The organism is Sphingorhabdus arenilitoris (genome assembly GCF_042651485.1).
Lineage (GTDB): Bacteria > Pseudomonadota > Alphaproteobacteria > Sphingomonadales > Sphingomonadaceae > Sphingorhabdus_B > Sphingorhabdus_B arenilitoris.
On record NZ_JBHSDH010000013.1, the window covers coordinates 344,064 to 361,685 of the forward strand.

Sequence of the window (17,622 nt, forward strand, 5' to 3'; positions counted from 1 at the left end):
AGACACGAAGATGTCGCGCTTTGATCAGCTAGAGGCCATGACCGCTAGCGTAATTGACTGCGTATTTCATATTCATAGAGATATCGGGCCTGGTTTGCTTGAGTCTGCGTATGAGGCTTTGATGGATGCCGCTTTGACTCAAGTTGGTCATATCGTGAAAAGGCAAGTGCCGATTAGCATGAATTATCGGGGTGTTGTTGTAGACAACGCATTTAAGATCGACCTATTGGTCGATGAATGTTTGATCGTTGAGCTAAAGTCTATTGAGCGTCTTGCACCGGTTCATGGCAAGCAATTGCTGACATATCTTCGGTTGAGTAAAATGCCTTTGGGTTTGCTGATGAATTTTGGTCAGTCCACTTTCAAAGATGGCCTAAAGCGTGTCGCAAATGAATATTATTCAGAGAGGTTTAAGCTGTGATCTTCGTGTCTTCGTGTGAACCATATTATGGATAACCTTACCCACTCCCTCGCCGGGGCCGTGCTGGGTCAAATGGGGCTTAAGCGGAAGACCGGGCTGGCCATGCCCACGCTGATCATCGCGGCGAATATTCCAGATATTGATGCGGTGGCGGTGCTGCTTGGTGGGCATCAGCATCTGGCGTTAAGGCGCGGGATAACGCACGGACCGATTGCGATGCTGATCCTACCGTTGCTGTTGTGGGCGATCATGGTTTGGTTCGACCGGTGGCAGACACGGCGCGGCAAACGTCCTGAAAAACGGTTGCCGCTGCATAAGGGTTGGCTGCTCGCGCTGGCTTATATCGGCACGCTCAGCCATCCGGCACTCGATTGGCTCAATAGCTATGGTATCCGCTTCCTGGAACCGTTTAGCAGTCAGTGGTTTTATGGCGATACAATTTTCATCATTGATATTTGGATTTGGGCGGCGCTGATCGCAGGAGTTTGGTTCTCGCTGCGCCGCGAACGCAAAGGATATGGCAAATGGCAGCGCCCCGCTTGGATCAGCTTTACCGCGATATGTGCCTATATCTTTGCCAATGGTTTGATCACCGGCCATGCCGAGGCGGTAGCCTATGAGCGGCTTCAGGCAAGTGACTATACATCCGCTAAGCGCCCTGCATTGCTCGTAGTCGCTAACCCGGTTCCGATTGCCTTTTGGCAACGGGAAATATTATGGCGGGACCGGATCAATTTTGGGCAAGAAGACTATAGCCTGTTGACTGATTTCAGGATCAACAGGAAGGTTGATTATATCAACTATCCCAATGACATGGCCAAACATGCGGCGAAGTTGGATGAAGATATGCGGGCCTATTTATTCTGGTCCCGGATGCCCTATGCCCGCGTGCTACCTAAAGGAAAAAACACCGAGGTTGTGATGCGGGATCAGCGTTTTTCCAATCCGCTTGCTGAAGACCGGTTCACGGCAACCACGTTAGTGCCAGATGAATAGGTCTTGCCCCTAGTTGAGCGTTAACACCGTATCCCGTTTATGCTTCGGCTGAATTAGCGATATTGATTATGACTAAAATACAAATCCTCTGGCTGCGCCGTGATTTAAGGCTTTCGGATCAGCCTGCGTTGATGGCTGCCGTGCAGGCTGGACCCGTTATCCCTGTCTATGTCCTTGATGATGAAACGCCAAAGCATCGCAAAATGGGCGGAGCATCGCGCTGGTGGCTGCATCACAGCTTAAAGGCGCTCGATGCACGGTTGCGGGAAAAGGGCAGCCGCCTGATTTTGCGGAGCGGAAATGCGGCCAATATCGTGGCCGATATCGCCCATAAGGCGGGCGCCTCCGCTGTCCATTGCATACGCCATTATGAACCTTGGTGGCGCAACGCAGAGAAGGAGCTGACCGTATTACTTGGGAATGATGTGGAACTTGTCCGCCATGATGGCAATTATCTGAAGCGGCCGGGAAGTATAACGACCGGCAGCGGCGACCCCTATAAGATCTATACGCCATTTTGGAAGGCACTGAGCGCGCAAATGCCGCCGCACGAACCCGCGCCGGTTCCGCAAAAAATCCCCGCGCCGGACGAATGGCCGGTCAGCCATAATCTGGATGATTGGGGTTTGCTGCCTACGAAACCCAATTGGGCGGGCGTAATGGAGCAGGAATGGACGCCGGGCGAGGTTGGTGCGCGAGGCCGTGTTGACGCCTTTGTCGATAAAGCCACACAATATGATGAAGGGCGCAACTTGCCATCCAGAGAACTTGTATCCCGGCTAAGTCCGCATTTGCATTTTGGAGAGGTGAGCCCCGCCTATGTCTGGCACCGGATGACCGGACGGGGCAGGGACGTGACGACGTACTTAAAAGAGCTGGTCTGGCGTGATTATGCGCAAAATGTCATCCTACAATATCCCGAATATGGTGGCAAAAATGCGCGCGATAAATTTGATGATTTTCCTTGGCGCGATTTTCGGTCAAGCGAGGTGCGGTACGATTTTGACCGCTGGACAAAGGGTCAAACCGGATACCCCATTGTTGATGCCGGAATGCGTGAATTGTGGGCGACCGGATGGATGCATAACCGCGTGCGGATGATTGCGGCGAGTTTCCTTATCAAACATTTGCTCATTGATTGGCGCAAGGGCGAGGAATGGTTTTGGGATACGCTGTGCGATGCCGATTATGCCAGCAACTCGGTCAATTGGCAGTGGGTTTCGGGGACAGGCATTGACAGCAATATGTTCGTGCGCATCATGGCGCCGCTGTCCCAGAGCGAGAAATTCGATGCGGGGGACTATATCCGGAAGTGGGTGCCGGAATTGGCGGATTTAGATGACCCTTATATCCATGATCCCGAAGAATTTGGCCGCAAACCAAACGGTTACCCGGCTAAAATAGTCGGCCATAAACAGGGACGCGAAAGGGCGCTGGCCGCATATAAGGAAATCAAAGGGTAATCCTAAAGCTTCAAGCGGTGTCCGCTTTCAAAATCCTGTTCCAACATCTGCGCGATTGCATCGGCCACCACTGACGGCTGTTTAACCGTTGCTGGATCCTCCCCCGGATAAGCCTTTGCGCGCATTTCGGTACGGGTTTTGCCGGGATCGATAATCGCCGTGCGCAGCGGAGAGATATTTTCGCACTCTTCCCCATAGCTGAGCACCAAGGATTCCAGTGCCGCCTTGGACGCGCCATAGGCCCCCCAATAGGCGCGAGGTTTTGAACCGACGCTGGACGTCAGCGCGAGCAAGCGACCGGCATCCGATGCCCGTAACAGAGCATCGAAATGGGCGATCATCGCCTGCTGCGCGATCAGGTTCAGTGTGATGACCTTGCCAAATTCGGTTCCGTCGATGGCCGGTACCGGCGTCAATGAACCGAGCATTGCTGCGTTCAATATCAAAATGTCCAGCTTGCCCCAGCGTTCTTTCACGGCGGTCGCGAGGCGGGCGATGCTTTCGCCGTCGGTTATATCCAGCGGTGCAATAGTCGCCGATCCGCCAGACTCGAAAATCGCATCTTCGACTTTTTCCAGGTCTTTCGCATTGCGGGCGGTCAGGATGACATGAGCGCCCCGCGCGGCCAATGCGGTTGCCGTTGCCGCGCCGATGCCGCGGCTTGCGCCGGTGACCAGCGCTAATTTGCCATCGAATACGCCCATTAAACCGCTTTCTTCCGCTCGCTCAGTAGGAATAGCTGGTCTGACTGACCAACGCCGTCATGATCGGTCAATGTGGTGGGATATTCTCCAGTAAAGCACGCGTCGCAATATTGCGGTTGCCCGTCATTACGTCGCGCCTCACCCAATGCGCGGTACAGCCCGTCGATAGAGAGGAAGGCTAGGCTGTCGGCTTGAATAAATTCTCGCATTTGTTCAATGTCCATCCGGCTCGCCAGCAATTTTGATCGTTCGGGCGTATCGACGCCATAAAAACAGCTATTTGCTGTCGGCGGGCTGGCGATACGCATATGCACTTCTTTCGCGCCTGCTTCGCGCATCATTTGCACGATTTTAAGCGATGTAGTGCCCCGCACGATACTATCGTCGATCAGGACTATCTTTTTGCCCGCCACCAAATTTCTGTTGGCATTATGTTTCAACTTCACACCCAAATGACGGACACCGTCGCCCGGTTGAATGAAGGTGCGGCCTACATAATGCGACCGGATGATGCCGAGTTCAAACGGCACTTTCGCGGCTTCCGCATATCCAATTGCGGCGGGGGTGCCGCTGTCTGGAACCGGGATGACATAATCGACATCAACGCCATTTTCGCGGGCCAGTTCAGCGCCAATGGCTTTACGCACCGAATAAACGCTGTTGCCGTCAACGATCGAATCGGGACGGGAAAAATAGACATGCTCAAAAATGCAGGGCCGGGGATTCAGTCCGATAAACGGTTTATGCGAGGTAATTTGCCCGTCCCGCACGACAATTAACTCGCCGGGTTCAACCGAACGGATGAATTCCGCACCGACAATGTCAAAAGCCACGGTTTCCGACGCAAAGATGATCGTGTCATCCAATTTGCCCATAACGAGCGGACGAATGCCCAAGGGGTCGCGGCAGGCGATCATCCCCTCTGGCGTCAGGCACAGCAGCGAATAGGCACCCTCAACCCGCTTCAAGGCGTCGATTAAACGGTCAAGCAGGGTACGGTAGCCCGAAGTCGCGACCAGATGGATGATGACCTCTGTATCCGACGTTGACTGGAATATGGACCCCCGGCGGACCAGTTCCTGCCGCAGGGTGATGGCGTTGGAGATATTTCCATTATGCGCGACCGCAAAACCGCCCGATGCGAGATCAGCAAACAGGGGTTGCACATTGCGCAGCGATGTTTCGCCGGTTGTTGAATAACGGACATGGCCAATAGCGCTTTTGCCAAGCAAGCCGCGCATGACGTCTTCGCGGTCAAAATTACCGGCAACATGGCCCATCGCGCGGTGCGTATAGAATTCATGGCCGTCAAAACTGGTAATCCCGGCGGCTTCCTGCCCGCGATGTTGCAAGGCGTGGAGGCCAAGCGCGACCATTGCCGCTGCATCCACGGTATCGCAAGTGCCGAAAATTCCGCACTCCTCACGCAATTTGTCATCATCAAAAGGGTTGGTTGTGAACCTGTGCATATTCATGTCCGAATCCGCCTGCGCCAAGGATGCACCGCATATAGGCAAGCTATATCCATATGTCTGCCCCCTGAAATAAATTTGTCACTTATAGCTGCAGCATTGTTGAACAATTGCGCTTTCATCCGGTCTGGTTTAGGCAAATTATATGGATAAAGATCGTGAAACAGGCACTGCATTAAATCCCAAATTTGATGACAGGGGCCTGATAACGGCCATTGTCACCGATGCCGATGATGGGACCGTATTGATGCTGGGCCATATGAATGCCGAGGCGCTGGAGCTTAGCCGTCAAACCGGGATCGTGCATTTTTATTCGCGGAGCAGGCAGGCGCTATGGAAAAAAGGTGAAACCAGCGGCAATTTCCTGCATCTGCGCGAAATGTTGATTGATTGCGATCAAGATGCGCTTTGGGTGAAAGCAAAAGCCGATGGCCCCACCTGCCATACAGGGGTGCGGAGCTGTTTTTACAGGCGGGTGACGCCCGAAGGGTTGGAGCCGGTATGAGATTCGCCAGCCTAGGCCTGCTACTTCTGACATTGTCATCTTGCAGCAAGGATAGCGAAGGCGCAGGGGGCGACCATATGACGGCAACCGACGTTGGCGATGCGTTGGATGAAAGAGCAATTGAGCGGGGCATATTGCCCGACCTCAACAATTTGGTGTTTGCGGGAAGGTTTGAAACCCGCAGCGAACTGGGCACCGACAAATTTTGTGCGGTTGATAATGGCAGCGGCACTTACAAAATCGGAGTGCTTGCGGTCTTTGGTCCGGAAAGCAAATGCGAAGGGCAGGGTAGCGCAAAAATTGAAGGCGAAAAGGTGCAGATCACCTTAGCCGGAAAAGGCAACTGCAGCTTTGATGCCGAATATGATGGCGTTGAGCTGCGCTTTCCAGGAGGCGTTGGCGAGGAATGCGAATCTTATTGCACAAGCCGCGCAAGCCTCTCGGGCACGAGCTATTTCATGGTGGAAGAGGGCGATGACGGTGCCCGGCGCGCATTGGGCCGCGATATAGAAAGGCTGTGTGATTAGGGTTGGCATTCGTCCTAATCACATGCCTTGTTCAATTTTTGACCGCAATACAGGCTTGTCCAGCCGCTTTCACCTTCTCGCACATGGCATCAGCGGCACCGCGGGTCGCAAACGGACCAGCTTGCAATCGCGTGACAGAGCCGGCTGCTTTCAGATAAGGTTGCAGCGAAGCCAGATCGCTGACACGCGATTCAAGCGATGTCCAAAGACCGGTTGCACTGCTTTCCTTGCTGAATGCTCCTAATTGTATCCGCCATGCCCCTGATGCCGCTACCGGAGTTGGGGCAGGGGCGGCCACAGGCACTTTTTTCACGCCAGCTGCTGCCACTGGCGCAGAGGTCACAGGGCCCGTTGACGGAGCTGCAGGGATGCTGCTGGGAAACCCGGGTTCGCTGCTGGGTGAAGCAACCGACGGCGGAACATCCACAGGGCGTCCGGTTGGAGGAACTGGCGCGGTGTTAATTGGGAATCCAGCGGTTTGTTGTGCACGGATTTTACCTGCTTGGCGTTCTAGCTCGCCCGCCAGCACTGTGCCCTTCTGGCGGTCGGGCAGCGGGATATATTGATCCATTTGCGCCAAACTCCGCGACGCAGGAGCCATGCCGGCCGAAGAGGCGCGGGTCATAAGAGCATAAGCGCGGACCCAGTCTTTTTGTATATGCACGCCATTGAATAACTCTGTTCCAAGTAGATATTGCGCACGCGGTTCGCCTCTGGCGGCGGAAGCTTGCAGATAAGGGAGCGACTCTGCGATTTTACCTTGATAGTGGAGAAGATGGCCATAGCTGTCTGAAGCTTGCAAATGACCCTGCGTTGCGGCTTTGCGATACCAATCCAATGCAATGTTCAGATCGGTCGGAACGCCCCGTCCCATTTTATAGGCCTGGCCCAAATTAAATTGCGCATCGGCGTCGCCTTTTAATGCTGGTTCGCGCCATTCTTTGACTGCGCCGTTATAATCGCCCTGCGTCCAAGCATCTACGCCAGCCTTTACATCAGCAAGCGCAGGAGTGCCCGCAACAGCAAACGCAAGAGCGGCAAGGCCGATTTTCGCGCCAAGGGGTTTACCAACGGTTTTCGACGACATCATATATACTCCGATAGATATTTTTTCCGCCTATAGCCTGCCGACCCCTGATAATTGGTAAACGGATGCGATTAAAGGCTTAACCAATAGCAAAATGCCAAAAGTCAGGATGTACCGATAGCATAAACAAGATGAACTGGTGCCAAGCGGAAATGACGTCATGCGATTTTTATTGACGGCGTTAACCAGATATTAGCCCTGTCCTGTCATTTCCGTTGTTGAAACTTTTAGCAAAGGGGATTGATGTGCGGGTTCTCGCATTGGCATCACAAAAAGGCGGGTCGGGGAAAACTACCCTATCAGGTCATTTGGCGGTTCAGGCTCAGCTGGCGGGTGCAGGCCCGGTTGTGCTGATTGATATCGATCCGCAAGGGTCAACGGCCGATTGGTGGAATGAACGTGAAGCGGAACTGCCCGCATTTGCGCAAACCACCGTTGCGCGGCTCGCTTCGGATTTGGCGGTATTGCGTCAGCAAGGGTTCAAGCTAGCGGTCATTGATACGCCGCCTGCGATCACCATGGCTATCCAGAGCGTTATTTCGGTTGCGGAGTTGATCGTTGTACCGACACGGCCCAGCCCGCATGACCTTCGCGCCGTGGGAGCGACCGTCGATCTGTGCGAACGGGCAGGTAAACCGCTGATCTTCGTCGTCAATGCAGCGACGCCGAAAGCAAAGATTACTTCAGAGGCCGCCGTTGCTTTGTCACAACATGGCACCGTTGCACCAATTACATTGCATCACCGTACGGATTTTGCCGCATCGATGATCGACGGCCGCACGGTGATGGAGGTTGATCCCAATGGTCGGTCTGCACAAGAAGTGCAGCAGCTATGGGACTATATTTCTGACCGGCTTGAAAAGAATTTTCGCCGCACGGTGTTTAGCGCACCTGCATCTGCAGCTTCGAATCCGCAGCCAACTGCTCGCCCAATGGGTGGTTTTGGCCGCAGGGTCATTGGACAATAAGGGGGGCGTGAAAAATGGGGGAACCTAAACCATTGGCATCGCTGTCCGGTCTGCTGCTCGCTCGCAAGGGCGCGGCTCGCCCAGCCATGCGGCGTCCCACAACACTTGAAAATGATGGCAATGCTGCGGTCAATCAAGATGATCTGGGCTGGAACGACATGGGTTATGATGTCGATCCCGATCCTACGACACCGATGGACCATGAGCATCATCAGGCCCGCAACCCGCTTGCAAATGCGGTGCCCGAGGCGAAACCAGAAGTGCGTCAGCAACAAGAAATGATCGCACGCCGCTTGCAGGAACAAGCCGAGGTCGGCTTTGACAGCCTCCCCGGTGATACAGCGGCCGCCGAAACCGAAAATGCAGAGGAACGGTCTGCCGATCAGATATTGTCGCGCAAGCCATCCGAAACTGCCTCGCACGCCGAATTAGCACCTTCGGTAACTCCCGTTGTTTCCATGCCTTCCGCAGCGCCAAGCATCACGCCTGCCGCCGCGAATGTAGCAGCCAAGCCGGCGGTAAAATCGCGCAAACGGGCGGCTCCAGGATCGAAAGGCAAGGCAGCTTTCACGTTGCGGCTCGACAAGGATCGCCATTTGAAGCTGCGCCTTGCCTGTGCGGTGAGCAACCGGTCAGCGCAAATGCTGGTGACAGATGCGTTGGATGCCTTTTTGGAAAATATGCCGGAAATCGGACAGCTCGCTGCCCGGGTTCCATCGAAATGAATATTGAAGCGAAACACTTTTTTGAGGTGATGCCATGAACAGCAAATTTATCATGAAGCTGGCTTTGACGACCGCATTTGTTGCGGTGCCAAGCATAGGCTGCACAACCCTGGGGATCAGCAGCACGATGAAGGCATCGCCTGCGGATGCCAGCGCCAAAAAAGCGCATAAATGGGCACGCAAAGCTGAAAAAAGCTTTGCCAAGGGGCAGCATGAAAAGGCGCTAATGTATAGCGAACTTGCGGTCGAAGCGGATATGATGAACCGCGATTATCGCGCGCTGCTCGCTCGAATCTATATGGCGCAGGGTCGTTTCCGCTCAGCTGAGCGTACCTATATGGATCTTGTCGATTTAGGTCAGGTTGATCCGCGCACCGTGATTAGCATTGCTCTGAGCCGCATTGCTCAGGGTAAAGTAGAATCGGCCATCGCAATTGTGGAAGCCAATCGTTCGATTATCCCTGCCAGCGATTACGGCCTGACCTTAGCGCTTGCTGGGCAAAGCGACCGTGCTGTCGAAATATTGAGCGATGCCATTCGCCAAGATAACGCAACGGCTCGCACGCGCCAAAATCTTGCTCTGTCTTATGCTTTAAGCGGCCGCTGGCGCGAAGCCCGGGTCATGGCGGTGCAGGATATGCCGCAAGACCGTGTCAATGAACGTATCACCGAATGGGCACAATATGCTCGCCCCGGTGCGTATGAAACCCGCATTGCCGGGCTGTTGAAAGTCACCCCTCAATCGGATGCGGGACAACCCGTTCGATTGGCATTGGCGAATGTTCCAGCCACATTGGCGGCGGCAACTCCCGTTGCTGGGCCGCAGTCGCTCACGGAAGAAGCGAGCGAAGAATTGGCCGCTATCGGCCCCGCTCCGGTTTCGATGGTAAAGGGATTTGATGCGCCGGCCGAAAATAACGTAACAATGGCAGCTATGCCGATTAAGCAGGTTGACGTTCCGGCATCGGAAGCTGTTCCGCTGATCAAGGCGCCAGCGGGCCCATCCAAAGCAGCTGCCGCGCAGCCCGTAAAAACAGAAAAAGCCCCTGCGAAACTGGCAGTGGCAAATGTGGCACCAAAAGCGCCAGCTGCCCGTGCGGCCGGCGGCACACATCTGGTGCAGCTCGGCGCTTTTTCGACAACCGAGAATGCGAAACGCGCTTGGGAAAAATTGACCAACCGTCATGCGGTGTTGACCGGATTTAGCTCGGCCAGTTCGACCGTGAAGGTCAATGGCAAAACCCTGATCCGTTTGGCGGCAATGGGCTTTGGCAATGAACAAGCGGCCAATTCGGTATGTAGCAGCATTAAAGCGGCAGGCGGAAGCTGCATTGTGCGCAGTATCGGCGGAAACGCTCCTGTTCGGTTGGCTTCGCGCTAATCAGTCCTTCTAATATTGGTTGAGGGGCGGCGGGTCAGTCTATGACCTTGCCGCCCTTCATCATTTTGCGAACCAAACCCTGAACTGGCAATTTGTCAAAAGGCGTATTGCCAGCAACAGCGGCCATTTTCGCGCTGTCGACTTGCCAGGGGGCGTCCACATCGACCAATATTAGGTCCGCTTCTTTTCCAGCCTCGATCGATCCTGCATTCAGCCCTAATATTTGGGCCGGGTTCGCTGATACTAAACGAAATAAATGGCCGATATCGATATGGCCATCCCGCACAAGATTGAGCGTTAGAGCGAGTAATGTCTCCGCGCCCGCCATGCCGGGGGCCGCTTCGCTGAACGGAAGCCGCTTATCCTCGGGGCCGCGGGGATTATGCCCCGATGCTATAACATCGATCGTTCCATCCGCGATGGCCGCCAGACAGGCCTGCCGGTCCTCTTCGCTGCGCAGCGGCGGCGATAACCGGGCAAAGGTCCGGAAATCAGACACCGCATTGTCCGAAAGAAACAAGTGAGCAGGCGTAATGCCGCAGGTTACCCGCAGGCCGTCTTGCTTCGCCCGCCGGATCAAATCCAATCCTATTGCAGTGGTCACTTGGCGGAAATGAACACGGGCGCCGCTATATTCGGTCAGCAACAGGTCGCGGGCGATGGCAGCGGCTTCCGCCATTGCGGGCGCAGCTGGAAGGCCCAATAAAGTTGCGGTCGGTCCCGATGTTGCGACTGCATCGCCGGTAATACCGCGATCTTCGCTATGAACAAAAACCGGTAAATCCAATGCGGCGCAATATTGCATGATACGCAGCATGACGCCGCTATCGCCGATCCAGTGTCGCCCCGTGGCAACGCCGAGTGCGCCCGCCTCTTTCATCAACGCTATCTCGGCCATATGCTGGCCGTTTAATGCCTGCGTAGCTGCTGCCAATGGATGCACCCAAAAATCCGGCTTTCCTTTCAGCGCGGCAAAGCGGATGGTGGCCGGGTCATCATGCACAGGCGATTGATCGGGCATTAAAGCCGCACGCGTTATGCCTCCAAACCGGAAAGCAGGCTTGTCTGTGGCGAACACACCCAAATCGATAATGCCGGGCGCGACCAACATGCCTTGTGCATTGATAGTCTGGCCGGCTGATGATAGTGCGGTTTCGCTTATATGGCCGCCCTCTATATGGACGCTGCCCATCTCTGCATCGCTCGCGCCCGATCGTAATATATGTCCATTGATGATGGATATGGTCATGCCCATCCCTCCACCGCGCGTGCTTTTCGCGTCAATATGTCGAGGCAGGCCATGCGTACAGCAACCCCCATTTCCACTTGTTCGGTAATTGCGGACCGCCCAGCGAGGTCAGCAACGCTGCTGGCGATTTCGACGCCGCGGTTCATCGGTCCCGGATGCATCACGAGAGCGTCGGGCTTCGCCAGCGCCAACCGCCGTTCATCGAGGCCGTATAGGTGGAAATATTCGCGCGGCGAGGGGATGAAGTCGCCCTGCATCCTCTCATTTTGAAGGCGCAGCATCATAACGACATCACTGCCGTCCAAGGCTGCATCAAAATCGTGAAAGGCCGTGACACCAAAATCTTCAATCCCGGCGGGCATGAGGGCTGGCGGAGAAACAACACGGACCCGCGCGCCCAATGTGGTCAGGCAGATGATATTTGACCGCGCAACCCTGCTATGCAGAACATCGCCGCAAATGGTGATCGTCAATCCTGCAATCTCTCCCTTGCGCCTTTGGATGGTCAGCGCATCAAGCAGCGCCTGTGTTGGATGTTCATGCGTGCCGTCCCCTGCATTCAGGACCGGGCAATCCACTTTGTCCGATATTAACTGAACTGCGCCAGAACTGGCATGGCGAATGACGATAGCGTCGGCGCGCATGGCGTTCAGGGTCATCGCCGTATCTATAAGCGTTTCACCTTTTTTGATGCTTGATTGTGACGCGTGCATATTGACCACATCCGCGCCAAGCCGCTTGCCGGCAATTTCAAAGGACAGCAGCGTCCGCGTGCTATTTTCAAAAAAAGCGTTGATCATGGTAAGGCCGGCCAGCCGGTCATCATGTTTTGCCGCACCCGACCGGTTCAGCGCAACCCAGGTTTCGGCCTGATCCAATATATATAAAATCTCGTGATTTTGCAGGCCAGTAATGCCCAGCAAATGCCGATGCGGAAAAGCGGCTGATCCAGAGGGAAAACGGTCAGCGGCAGGTTTTGATGTCGGTGTCATTAAAGCGATGCCATTAGAGGCAAGCCGTCCATTTATCAAGCGAGATATATTGGCTCCTCTTCTTGGCACAGTTTGCTTCCGCCGATCAAAGCAGTGAGGATTGTGCGTGCCTCAATCCCTCACTAAAGCGTCGATTGCGCCTTGTAAGATGAAGGCCGCAGCGGCGCTGTCGATCCGTTCTGCTCTTTTGGAACGGGTCATATCGGCGGCGATCATGGCGCGTTCCACGGCCTGCGTTGACCAGCGTTCGTCCCACAATAATATCGGTAGTTCAAAGTCGATTATGTTTTTGGCAAAAGCCCGGGTTGATTGACTGCGCGGGCTTTCGCTGCCGTCCAGGTTGAGCGGAAGCCCGATGACAATGCCCTGAACCGGTCGGCTTGCTATCGCGGCGGATAGAGCGGCCTTATCCTTCATAAATTTGCTGCGCCGGATAAGGTCGGCGGGCGAAGCAAAGGTCCATCTTGCATCGCAAAAGGCAGTGCCAATTGTTTTCGTCCCTAGGTCCAGCCCGATCAGCACGCCGCCGCCGGGCAAGCATTCGGCAAAGGCATTTTTATCGGTCAGGATCATTTTTTCAGATATTCGCGCAAACGCCACAATGAATCAAAACGCAAATTGGCCCAAAAAAGTGGGATATCATAGACATGATAATTGCCGCCCGGAAAAACATAATTGCCGATTTTGGGTGGATCGCCGATCAGCAGAAATCCGTTTTCGTCGCAGCGCGCAGGCACCGCTTTTTCAACCAATTCTCCGGCTGTCATGTCTTCGTTGGGTTTCAATGTACCCAAATTCGCTTCCATCCCAGCGGGCTCGTTAATGCCGCCGGTGAGGGGGTTTGTGCAGGCAATCTGGCTGTCAGCGCGTGACTGACCATCTAGCCCCGTCAAAACGCCATAGGCTTTTAAAACGCGGCCATAATCGGCAGGTTCGGAGAAGCTTTGATAGGTGATTATGCAGCCGGTGTCGTTTGGCTGTGTGCAAAGCGGTAGGCCGGTTTGCGGTAGGTCATGTTCCACAGATATGGGCCAACCAATGATATATGCCGCTACGATACGCTTTGCGAGGGGTTTGCCAGCCACCCGCTGTTGCAACAGATAGAGGAGGTGACGCGCACCTTGGCTATGGCCAGCCAAAATGATCGGCCGGTCGTCCTGTTGGCTCTCCAAGAAACTATCAAAAGCGAGCAGGACGTCACGGTAAGCGCCATCAAGCGCTTCTTTGCCTTCGGGTTTTTCCGTCAGAAATGCACCCACTGTCGCTTGCCGATATTTGGGAGCCCATATCTGTCCGGCACTGGCAAAAGGTGAGGCAAGGCCGCGCAGGAATATCCGTGTGCGCGTGTCGGTTTCCAAATCGCCTAGCTGCATATTCCAGCTATCTCGCGAAATAAAGGAGGTGGGGTGAACGAAGAACACTGCCGCAGGGCCATCGGTTTCGTCAACCGGCGCACCTGTTGGTTTGAAGCGTGTTGGATTGTCTGCGGATTTGACCGGACCGGAAAACCACATTGCCGGATCGTCATAAATATTCGTTTTGAGAGCTTCCTGCGGTTTATATTCTGCCGTCGGCACAAATGCGATTTCGGTCAATTCATCCTGATAGATGTTGAGCGCGAATCCTCCGGCGATGACCAGCACCACCAGCGCGGTAAAAAAATAGAGAAATTTACGAACCAAAATATATCCTGCCTTTGTCAAATTACGGCCAGATAGCCGATAACGTCATTATTGCACCAGCAAATTGAACCTGCGCTGAGCAAAAGCCGAAATTTGCCGCGATTTTCCGTTGAAGCGGGCTAAACGCGGTGCTAGCTGCGACGACTATGAGTGTAGATAAAGAAACAGTGGTGAAAATCGCCAAACTGTCCCGCATTGCCATCAATGATGCAGAGGCAGAGACGATGGTGTCCGAATTGAACGGCATACTGGGCTGGGTTGAGCAGCTGGGTGAGGTGGATGTCACCGGCGTAGCCCCCATGGCCTCGGTCATTGCCAACAAAACCAAAATGCGCACCGATATCGTCACAGACGACCTGACGGGCGGCGGGATTACAGATAAGGTTCTGGCCAATGCACCTGCAAAAGAAGGCGTATTTTTCGGCGTACCCAAGGTGATTGAATAATGACAGACTTAACCTCATTGGGCGTTGCGGCCATCCGTGACGGCGTCGCCAAGGGCGATTTCAAAGCGGTTGAAGTTGCCGAAGCCTTCAACGCTAATGTTGTGGGGGCAAAGGCGCTCAATGCCTTTATCGTAGATACGCCGGATATGGCGATCGAAGCGGCTAAGGCGGTTGATGCTGATAAGGCTGCGGGTAGAACACTCGGTAAAATGGCAGGCGTCCCCATTGGTATGAAGGATTTATTCTGCACCAATGGCGTTCAGACGACCGCGGCCAGCCATATATTGGAAGGTTTCATCCCGACCTATGAATCCACCGTTTCCAGCAATTTGTGGAAAGCGGGTGCGGGGATGCTGGGCAAATTGAACCTTGACCAATTCGCCATGGGTTCGTCCAATGAAACTAGCTATTTTGGCAATGTCATCTCCCCTTGGCGGCGGTGCGGCGGGGATAATGCCCCGCTCGCGCCCGGCGGATCATCGGGCGGATCATCGGCGGCGGTGTCGGCGCGGTTATGCCCGGCGGCCACCGGCACCGATACCGGCGGTTCGATTCGTCAACCAGCGGCCTTCACCGGGATTACCGGAATAAAACCCACCTATGGCCGGTGCAGCCGTTGGGGCATTGTTGCCTTTGCCAGCTCGCTGGATCAGGCTGGGCCCATGGCCCGCGATGTGCGCGACTGCGCCATTATGCTGGAGGCAATGGCTGGGTTCGATCCGAAAGATGCCACGTCGCTCGACCTGCCGGTGCCGGAATGGGAAGCGGGTTTGAACAGCGATTTGCGCGGCAAAAAAGTCGGTATTCCCAAGGAATATCGGATGGACGGCACAGATGCGGATATATTGAACAGCTGGGACAATGGCATCGCTTGGTTAAAAGATGCCGGGGCGGAGATTGTCGACATCTCCTTGCCGCATACCAAATATGCGCTGCCAGCTTATTATATCATCGCTCCTGCCGAGGCATCGTCGAACCTCGCACGTTATGACGGCGTCAGGTACGGTTTGCGCGAATTGCCGGACGGGGCAGGGCTGCAGGAAATGTATGCCGCAACCCGCGCCGCCGGTTTCGGTCCCGAAGTGCGCCGCCGAATTATGATCGGCACATATGTTTTGTCCGCCGGTTTTTATGATGCTTATTATACTCAGGCGCAAAAAGTCCGCACATTAATCGCGCAGGATTTTGAGAAGGCATTCGAAAATTGTGATGTCATCCTGGCGCCAACAACGCCAACAGCCGCCTTTGCGCTCGGCGAAAATAGCGAAGATCCGTTGGCCATGTATTTGAACGATGTGTTCGCGGTGCCCGCGTCACTCGCTGGTTTGCCTGCGATGAGCGTGCCTGCGGGGCTGAATAAAGATGGGCTGCCATTGGGGCTTCAGATCATCGGCAATGCGCTTGATGAGCAAGGTGTGCTGAATGCCGGGCTGGCCATAGAAGAACGCGCCGGGTTTGTGGCGAAGCCGGAGAAATGGTGGTGAGCATGACTGAATCAACATACCGCATTCAAGGAAATACCGGTGAATGGGAGGTCGTCATCGGCCTTGAGGTCCATGCGCAGGTCACCTCTAAGTCAAAGCTGTTTTCCGGCGCGGCGACCGAATTTGGAGCAGAGCCGAATAGTCAGGTGAGCCTTATCGATTCCGCCATGCCGGGTATGCTGCCGGTCGTGAACCGGGAATGTGTGCGCCAAGCCGTCCGCACCGGCCTTGCGATTAATGCGCAGATCAACAAATGGTCGCGTTTCGACCGGAAAAACTATTTCTATGCCGATTTGCCGCAAGGCTATCAGATTTCGCAGCTCTATCACCCGATTGTTGGTGAAGGCGCGATTGAAGTTACGCAGAATGAGAAAGACCCCGACAGCCCAACGCGGACCATCGGCATTGAACGCATTCATATTGAACAGGATGCTGGCAAGTTGATGCATGATCAGCATCCAACGATGAGTTATGTTGACCTGAACCGCTGCGGTGTGGCGCTGATGGAAATTGTGTCGAAACCCGATATGCGTTCACCAAGCGAAGCAGGGGCTTATGTCAAAAAGCTGAGGTCTATTCTGCGCTATGTTGGTAGCTGCGACGGCAATATGGAGCAAGGCTCCATGCGCGCCGACGTCAACGTATCGGTGCGCCGTCCGGGTGAAGAATTTGGCACGCGCACCGAAACAAAAAATGTGAATTCAATCCGTTTCCTGCAACAGGTTGTGGAATATGAGGCGCAGCGGCAGGTTGATGTAATCGAGAGCGGCGGTGAAGTGGTGCAGGAAACCCGCCTATTCGATGCCAACAAGGGCGAGACGCGCCCCATGCGTTCGAAAGAAGACGCGCATGATTATCGCTATTTCCCCGATCCCGACCTATTGCCGTTGGAGCTGGATGACGAATTTGTCGCCGAATGCCTCGCGTCACTGCCCGAATTGCCGGATGCGAAACGGGCGCGTTACGAAAATGAGCTTGGCTTGTCCGCCTACAACGCCGCCGTTATCACCGCCGAGCATGAAACCGCCGATTGGTTTGAGGCGTTGCTGGCACAAGGCGTTGCGAAACAGGGTAAGGCCGAGGCGGAAGTGGCAAAACAATCCGCCAATTGGTTGATGAGTGAGCTGTTCGGGGCGCTGAATAAGTTGGGCAAGTCGCTCGATGAAAGCCCGGTGAGCCCGGCGCAGGGGGCGGAATTACTCGCACTCGTCGCCGACGGCACGATATCGGGCAGTATCGCCAAGCAGGTTTTTGAAATCATGCTGGAAACCGGGCAGGGCGCCGAGGCGATTGTTGAGGAAAAGGGCCTGAAGCAAACAAATGACACCGGCGCGATTAAGGCGGAAATCGCCAAAATCATCGCCGCCAATCAGGACAAGGTTGCCGAATATAAATCGGGCAAGGATAAGCTGTTCGGATTTTTTGTCGGCCAAACAATGAAAGCCATGCAGGGTAAAGCCAACCCGCAGGTTGTGAATGATTTGCTGAAAAAGGCTTTAACATAAAAAAAGGTGCCGGAT

At 54.6% G+C, this 17,622-nt stretch carries 18 protein-coding genes; 11 read left to right on the forward strand and 7 right to left on the reverse strand.

Annotation, left to right across the window (positions count from 1 at the left end):
• Positions 1-10: 10 nt before the first annotated feature.
• The 3 genes from ACFOWX_RS05765 to ACFOWX_RS05775 all read left to right on the forward strand — a co-directional run bounded on the left by ACFOWX_RS05765 (position 11) and on the right by ACFOWX_RS05775 (position 2,880).
• The gene (locus ACFOWX_RS05765; RefSeq protein ID WP_381422181.1) at positions 11-421 is read left to right on the forward strand and encodes a GxxExxY protein; all 411 of its coding nucleotides are present in this window, start codon (positions 11-13) and stop codon (positions 419-421) included.
• Between the two features lie 27 nt (positions 422-448).
• The gene (locus ACFOWX_RS05770; RefSeq protein WP_381422183.1) at positions 449-1,417 is read left to right on the forward strand and encodes a metal-dependent hydrolase; all 969 of its coding nucleotides are present in this window, start codon (positions 449-451) and stop codon (positions 1,415-1,417) included.
• Positions 1,418-1,485: 68 nt separating this feature from the next.
• On the forward strand, positions 1,486-2,880 hold the full coding sequence (locus ACFOWX_RS05775; RefSeq protein ID WP_381422185.1) for a cryptochrome/photolyase family protein: 1,395 nt from the start codon (positions 1,486-1,488) through the stop codon (positions 2,878-2,880).
• A gap of 2 nt (positions 2,881-2,882) precedes the next feature.
• Here ACFOWX_RS05775 and ACFOWX_RS05780 read toward each other — a convergent pair whose 3' ends face one another.
• Together ACFOWX_RS05780 and purF are read right to left on the reverse strand one after the other, a co-directional pair.
• The gene (locus tag ACFOWX_RS05780; protein ID WP_381422187.1) at positions 2,883-3,584 is read right to left on the reverse strand and encodes an SDR family NAD(P)-dependent oxidoreductase; all 702 of its coding nucleotides are present in this window, start codon (positions 3,582-3,584) and stop codon (positions 2,883-2,885) included.
• Positions 3,584-5,059, reverse strand: coding sequence for an amidophosphoribosyltransferase (gene purF, locus ACFOWX_RS05785; protein ID WP_381422189.1), 1,476 nt, complete (start codon positions 5,057-5,059; stop codon positions 3,584-3,586). The genes ACFOWX_RS05780 and purF overlap by 1 nt, the downstream gene beginning before the upstream one ends.
• A gap of 142 nt (positions 5,060-5,201) precedes the next feature.
• On the opposite strand from purF, the gene hisI reads away from it, so the two are divergent.
• Together hisI and ACFOWX_RS05795 are read left to right on the forward strand one after the other, a co-directional pair.
• A complete protein-coding gene (gene hisI, locus ACFOWX_RS05790) occupies positions 5,202-5,561 on the forward strand; it encodes a phosphoribosyl-AMP cyclohydrolase (RefSeq protein ID WP_381422190.1) in 360 nt (119 codons plus the stop codon).
• Positions 5,558-6,088, forward strand: a complete 531-nt coding sequence (locus tag ACFOWX_RS05795; RefSeq protein ID WP_381422192.1) for a hypothetical protein — start codon at positions 5,558-5,560, stop codon at positions 6,086-6,088. The genes hisI and ACFOWX_RS05795 overlap by 4 nt, the downstream gene beginning before the upstream one ends.
• A 31-nt stretch (positions 6,089-6,119) precedes the next feature.
• Here ACFOWX_RS05795 and ACFOWX_RS05800 read toward each other — a convergent pair whose 3' ends face one another.
• The gene (locus ACFOWX_RS05800) at positions 6,120-7,178 is read right to left on the reverse strand and encodes an SPOR domain-containing protein (RefSeq protein ID WP_381422194.1); all 1,059 of its coding nucleotides are present in this window, start codon (positions 7,176-7,178) and stop codon (positions 6,120-6,122) included.
• 242 nt (positions 7,179-7,420) lie between these two features.
• Between ACFOWX_RS05800 and ACFOWX_RS05805 the strand changes: the two genes are divergently transcribed.
• Genes ACFOWX_RS05805 through ACFOWX_RS05815 form a run of 3 tightly spaced genes read left to right on the forward strand, consistent with a single transcriptional unit; the run spans position 7,421 to position 10,249 of the window.
• The gene (locus tag ACFOWX_RS05805; protein ID WP_381422196.1) at positions 7,421-8,143 is read left to right on the forward strand and encodes an AAA family ATPase; all 723 of its coding nucleotides are present in this window, start codon (positions 7,421-7,423) and stop codon (positions 8,141-8,143) included.
• A 14-nt stretch (positions 8,144-8,157) separates the two neighbouring features.
• Positions 8,158-8,868, forward strand: coding sequence for a hypothetical protein (locus ACFOWX_RS05810; protein ID WP_381422198.1), 711 nt, complete (start codon positions 8,158-8,160; stop codon positions 8,866-8,868).
• Between the two features lie 34 nt (positions 8,869-8,902).
• Complete coding sequence (locus ACFOWX_RS05815; RefSeq protein ID WP_381422200.1) at positions 8,903-10,249, forward strand: SPOR domain-containing protein; 1,347 nt, start codon at positions 8,903-8,905, stop codon at positions 10,247-10,249.
• Between the two features lie 34 nt (positions 10,250-10,283).
• On the opposite strand, the gene ACFOWX_RS05820 is transcribed toward ACFOWX_RS05815, so the two are convergent.
• From ACFOWX_RS05820 to ACFOWX_RS05835, 4 genes are all read right to left on the reverse strand, one after another.
• A complete protein-coding gene (locus tag ACFOWX_RS05820) occupies positions 10,284-11,498 on the reverse strand; it encodes a dihydroorotase (protein WP_381422202.1) in 1,215 nt (404 codons plus the stop codon).
• A complete protein-coding gene (locus ACFOWX_RS05825; protein ID WP_381422204.1) occupies positions 11,495-12,490 on the reverse strand; it encodes an aspartate carbamoyltransferase catalytic subunit in 996 nt (331 codons plus the stop codon). Before ACFOWX_RS05825 ends, ACFOWX_RS05820 begins: the two co-directional genes overlap by 4 nt.
• Positions 12,491-12,601: 111 nt before the next feature.
• The gene (ruvX, locus tag ACFOWX_RS05830; protein ID WP_381422206.1) at positions 12,602-13,063 is read right to left on the reverse strand and encodes a Holliday junction resolvase RuvX; all 462 of its coding nucleotides are present in this window, start codon (positions 13,061-13,063) and stop codon (positions 12,602-12,604) included.
• Complete coding sequence (locus ACFOWX_RS05835; protein WP_381422207.1) at positions 13,060-14,172, reverse strand: DUF3089 domain-containing protein; 1,113 nt, start codon at positions 14,170-14,172, stop codon at positions 13,060-13,062. The genes ruvX and ACFOWX_RS05835 overlap by 4 nt, the downstream gene beginning before the upstream one ends.
• 146 nt (positions 14,173-14,318) lie before the next feature.
• Between ACFOWX_RS05835 and gatC the strand changes: the two genes are divergently transcribed.
• From gatC to gatB, 3 genes are read left to right on the forward strand one after another with little or no spacing between them, the layout of a single operon-like run.
• Positions 14,319-14,618, forward strand: coding sequence for an Asp-tRNA(Asn)/Glu-tRNA(Gln) amidotransferase subunit GatC (gatC, locus tag ACFOWX_RS05840; RefSeq protein ID WP_381422209.1), 300 nt, complete (start codon positions 14,319-14,321; stop codon positions 14,616-14,618).
• Complete coding sequence (gene gatA, locus ACFOWX_RS05845) at positions 14,618-16,102, forward strand: Asp-tRNA(Asn)/Glu-tRNA(Gln) amidotransferase subunit GatA (RefSeq protein WP_381422211.1); 1,485 nt, start codon at positions 14,618-14,620, stop codon at positions 16,100-16,102. The genes gatC and gatA overlap by 1 nt, the downstream gene beginning before the upstream one ends.
• 2 nt (positions 16,103-16,104) lie before the next feature.
• On the forward strand, positions 16,105-17,607 hold the full coding sequence (gene gatB, locus ACFOWX_RS05850) for an Asp-tRNA(Asn)/Glu-tRNA(Gln) amidotransferase subunit GatB (RefSeq protein WP_381422213.1): 1,503 nt from the start codon (positions 16,105-16,107) through the stop codon (positions 17,605-17,607).
• The last annotated feature ends 15 nt before the right edge of the window (positions 17,608-17,622 follow it).

Excerpts from the sequence above, each read along its gene's own strand:
- gatC (WP_381422209.1), top strand. The coding sequence starts at position 14,319 with ATGAGTGTAGATAAAGAAACAGTGGTGAAAATCGCCAAACTGTCCCGC.
- ACFOWX_RS05820 (WP_381422202.1), bottom strand. The coding sequence starts at position 11,498 with ATGACCATATCCATCATCAATGGACATATATTACGATCGGGCGCGAGC.
- gatA (WP_381422211.1), top strand. The coding sequence starts at position 14,618 with ATGACAGACTTAACCTCATTGGGCGTTGCGGCCATCCGTGACGGCGTC.
- gatB (WP_381422213.1), top strand. The coding sequence starts at position 16,105 with ATGACTGAATCAACATACCGCATTCAAGGAAATACCGGTGAATGGGAG.
- ACFOWX_RS05765 (WP_381422181.1), top strand. The coding sequence starts at position 11 with ATGTCGCGCTTTGATCAGCTAGAGGCCATGACCGCTAGCGTAATTGAC.
- ACFOWX_RS05795 (WP_381422192.1), top strand. The coding sequence starts at position 5,558 with ATGAGATTCGCCAGCCTAGGCCTGCTACTTCTGACATTGTCATCTTGC.
- ACFOWX_RS05770 (WP_381422183.1), top strand. The coding sequence starts at position 449 with ATGGATAACCTTACCCACTCCCTCGCCGGGGCCGTGCTGGGTCAAATG.
- ACFOWX_RS05775 (WP_381422185.1), top strand. The coding sequence starts at position 1,486 with ATGACTAAAATACAAATCCTCTGGCTGCGCCGTGATTTAAGGCTTTCG.
- purF (WP_381422189.1), bottom strand. The coding sequence starts at position 5,059 with ATGAATATGCACAGGTTCACAACCAACCCTTTTGATGATGACAAATTG.
- hisI (WP_381422190.1), top strand. The coding sequence starts at position 5,202 with ATGGATAAAGATCGTGAAACAGGCACTGCATTAAATCCCAAATTTGAT.
- ACFOWX_RS05815 (WP_381422200.1), top strand. The coding sequence starts at position 8,903 with ATGAACAGCAAATTTATCATGAAGCTGGCTTTGACGACCGCATTTGTT.
- ACFOWX_RS05780 (WP_381422187.1), bottom strand. The coding sequence starts at position 3,584 with ATGGGCGTATTCGATGGCAAATTAGCGCTGGTCACCGGCGCAAGCCGC.
- ruvX (WP_381422206.1), bottom strand. The coding sequence starts at position 13,063 with ATGATCCTGACCGATAAAAATGCCTTTGCCGAATGCTTGCCCGGCGGC.
- ACFOWX_RS05810 (WP_381422198.1), top strand. The coding sequence starts at position 8,158 with ATGGGGGAACCTAAACCATTGGCATCGCTGTCCGGTCTGCTGCTCGCT.
- ACFOWX_RS05800 (WP_381422194.1), bottom strand. The coding sequence starts at position 7,178 with ATGATGTCGTCGAAAACCGTTGGTAAACCCCTTGGCGCGAAAATCGGC.
- ACFOWX_RS05825 (WP_381422204.1), bottom strand. The coding sequence starts at position 12,490 with ATGACACCGACATCAAAACCTGCCGCTGACCGTTTTCCCTCTGGATCA.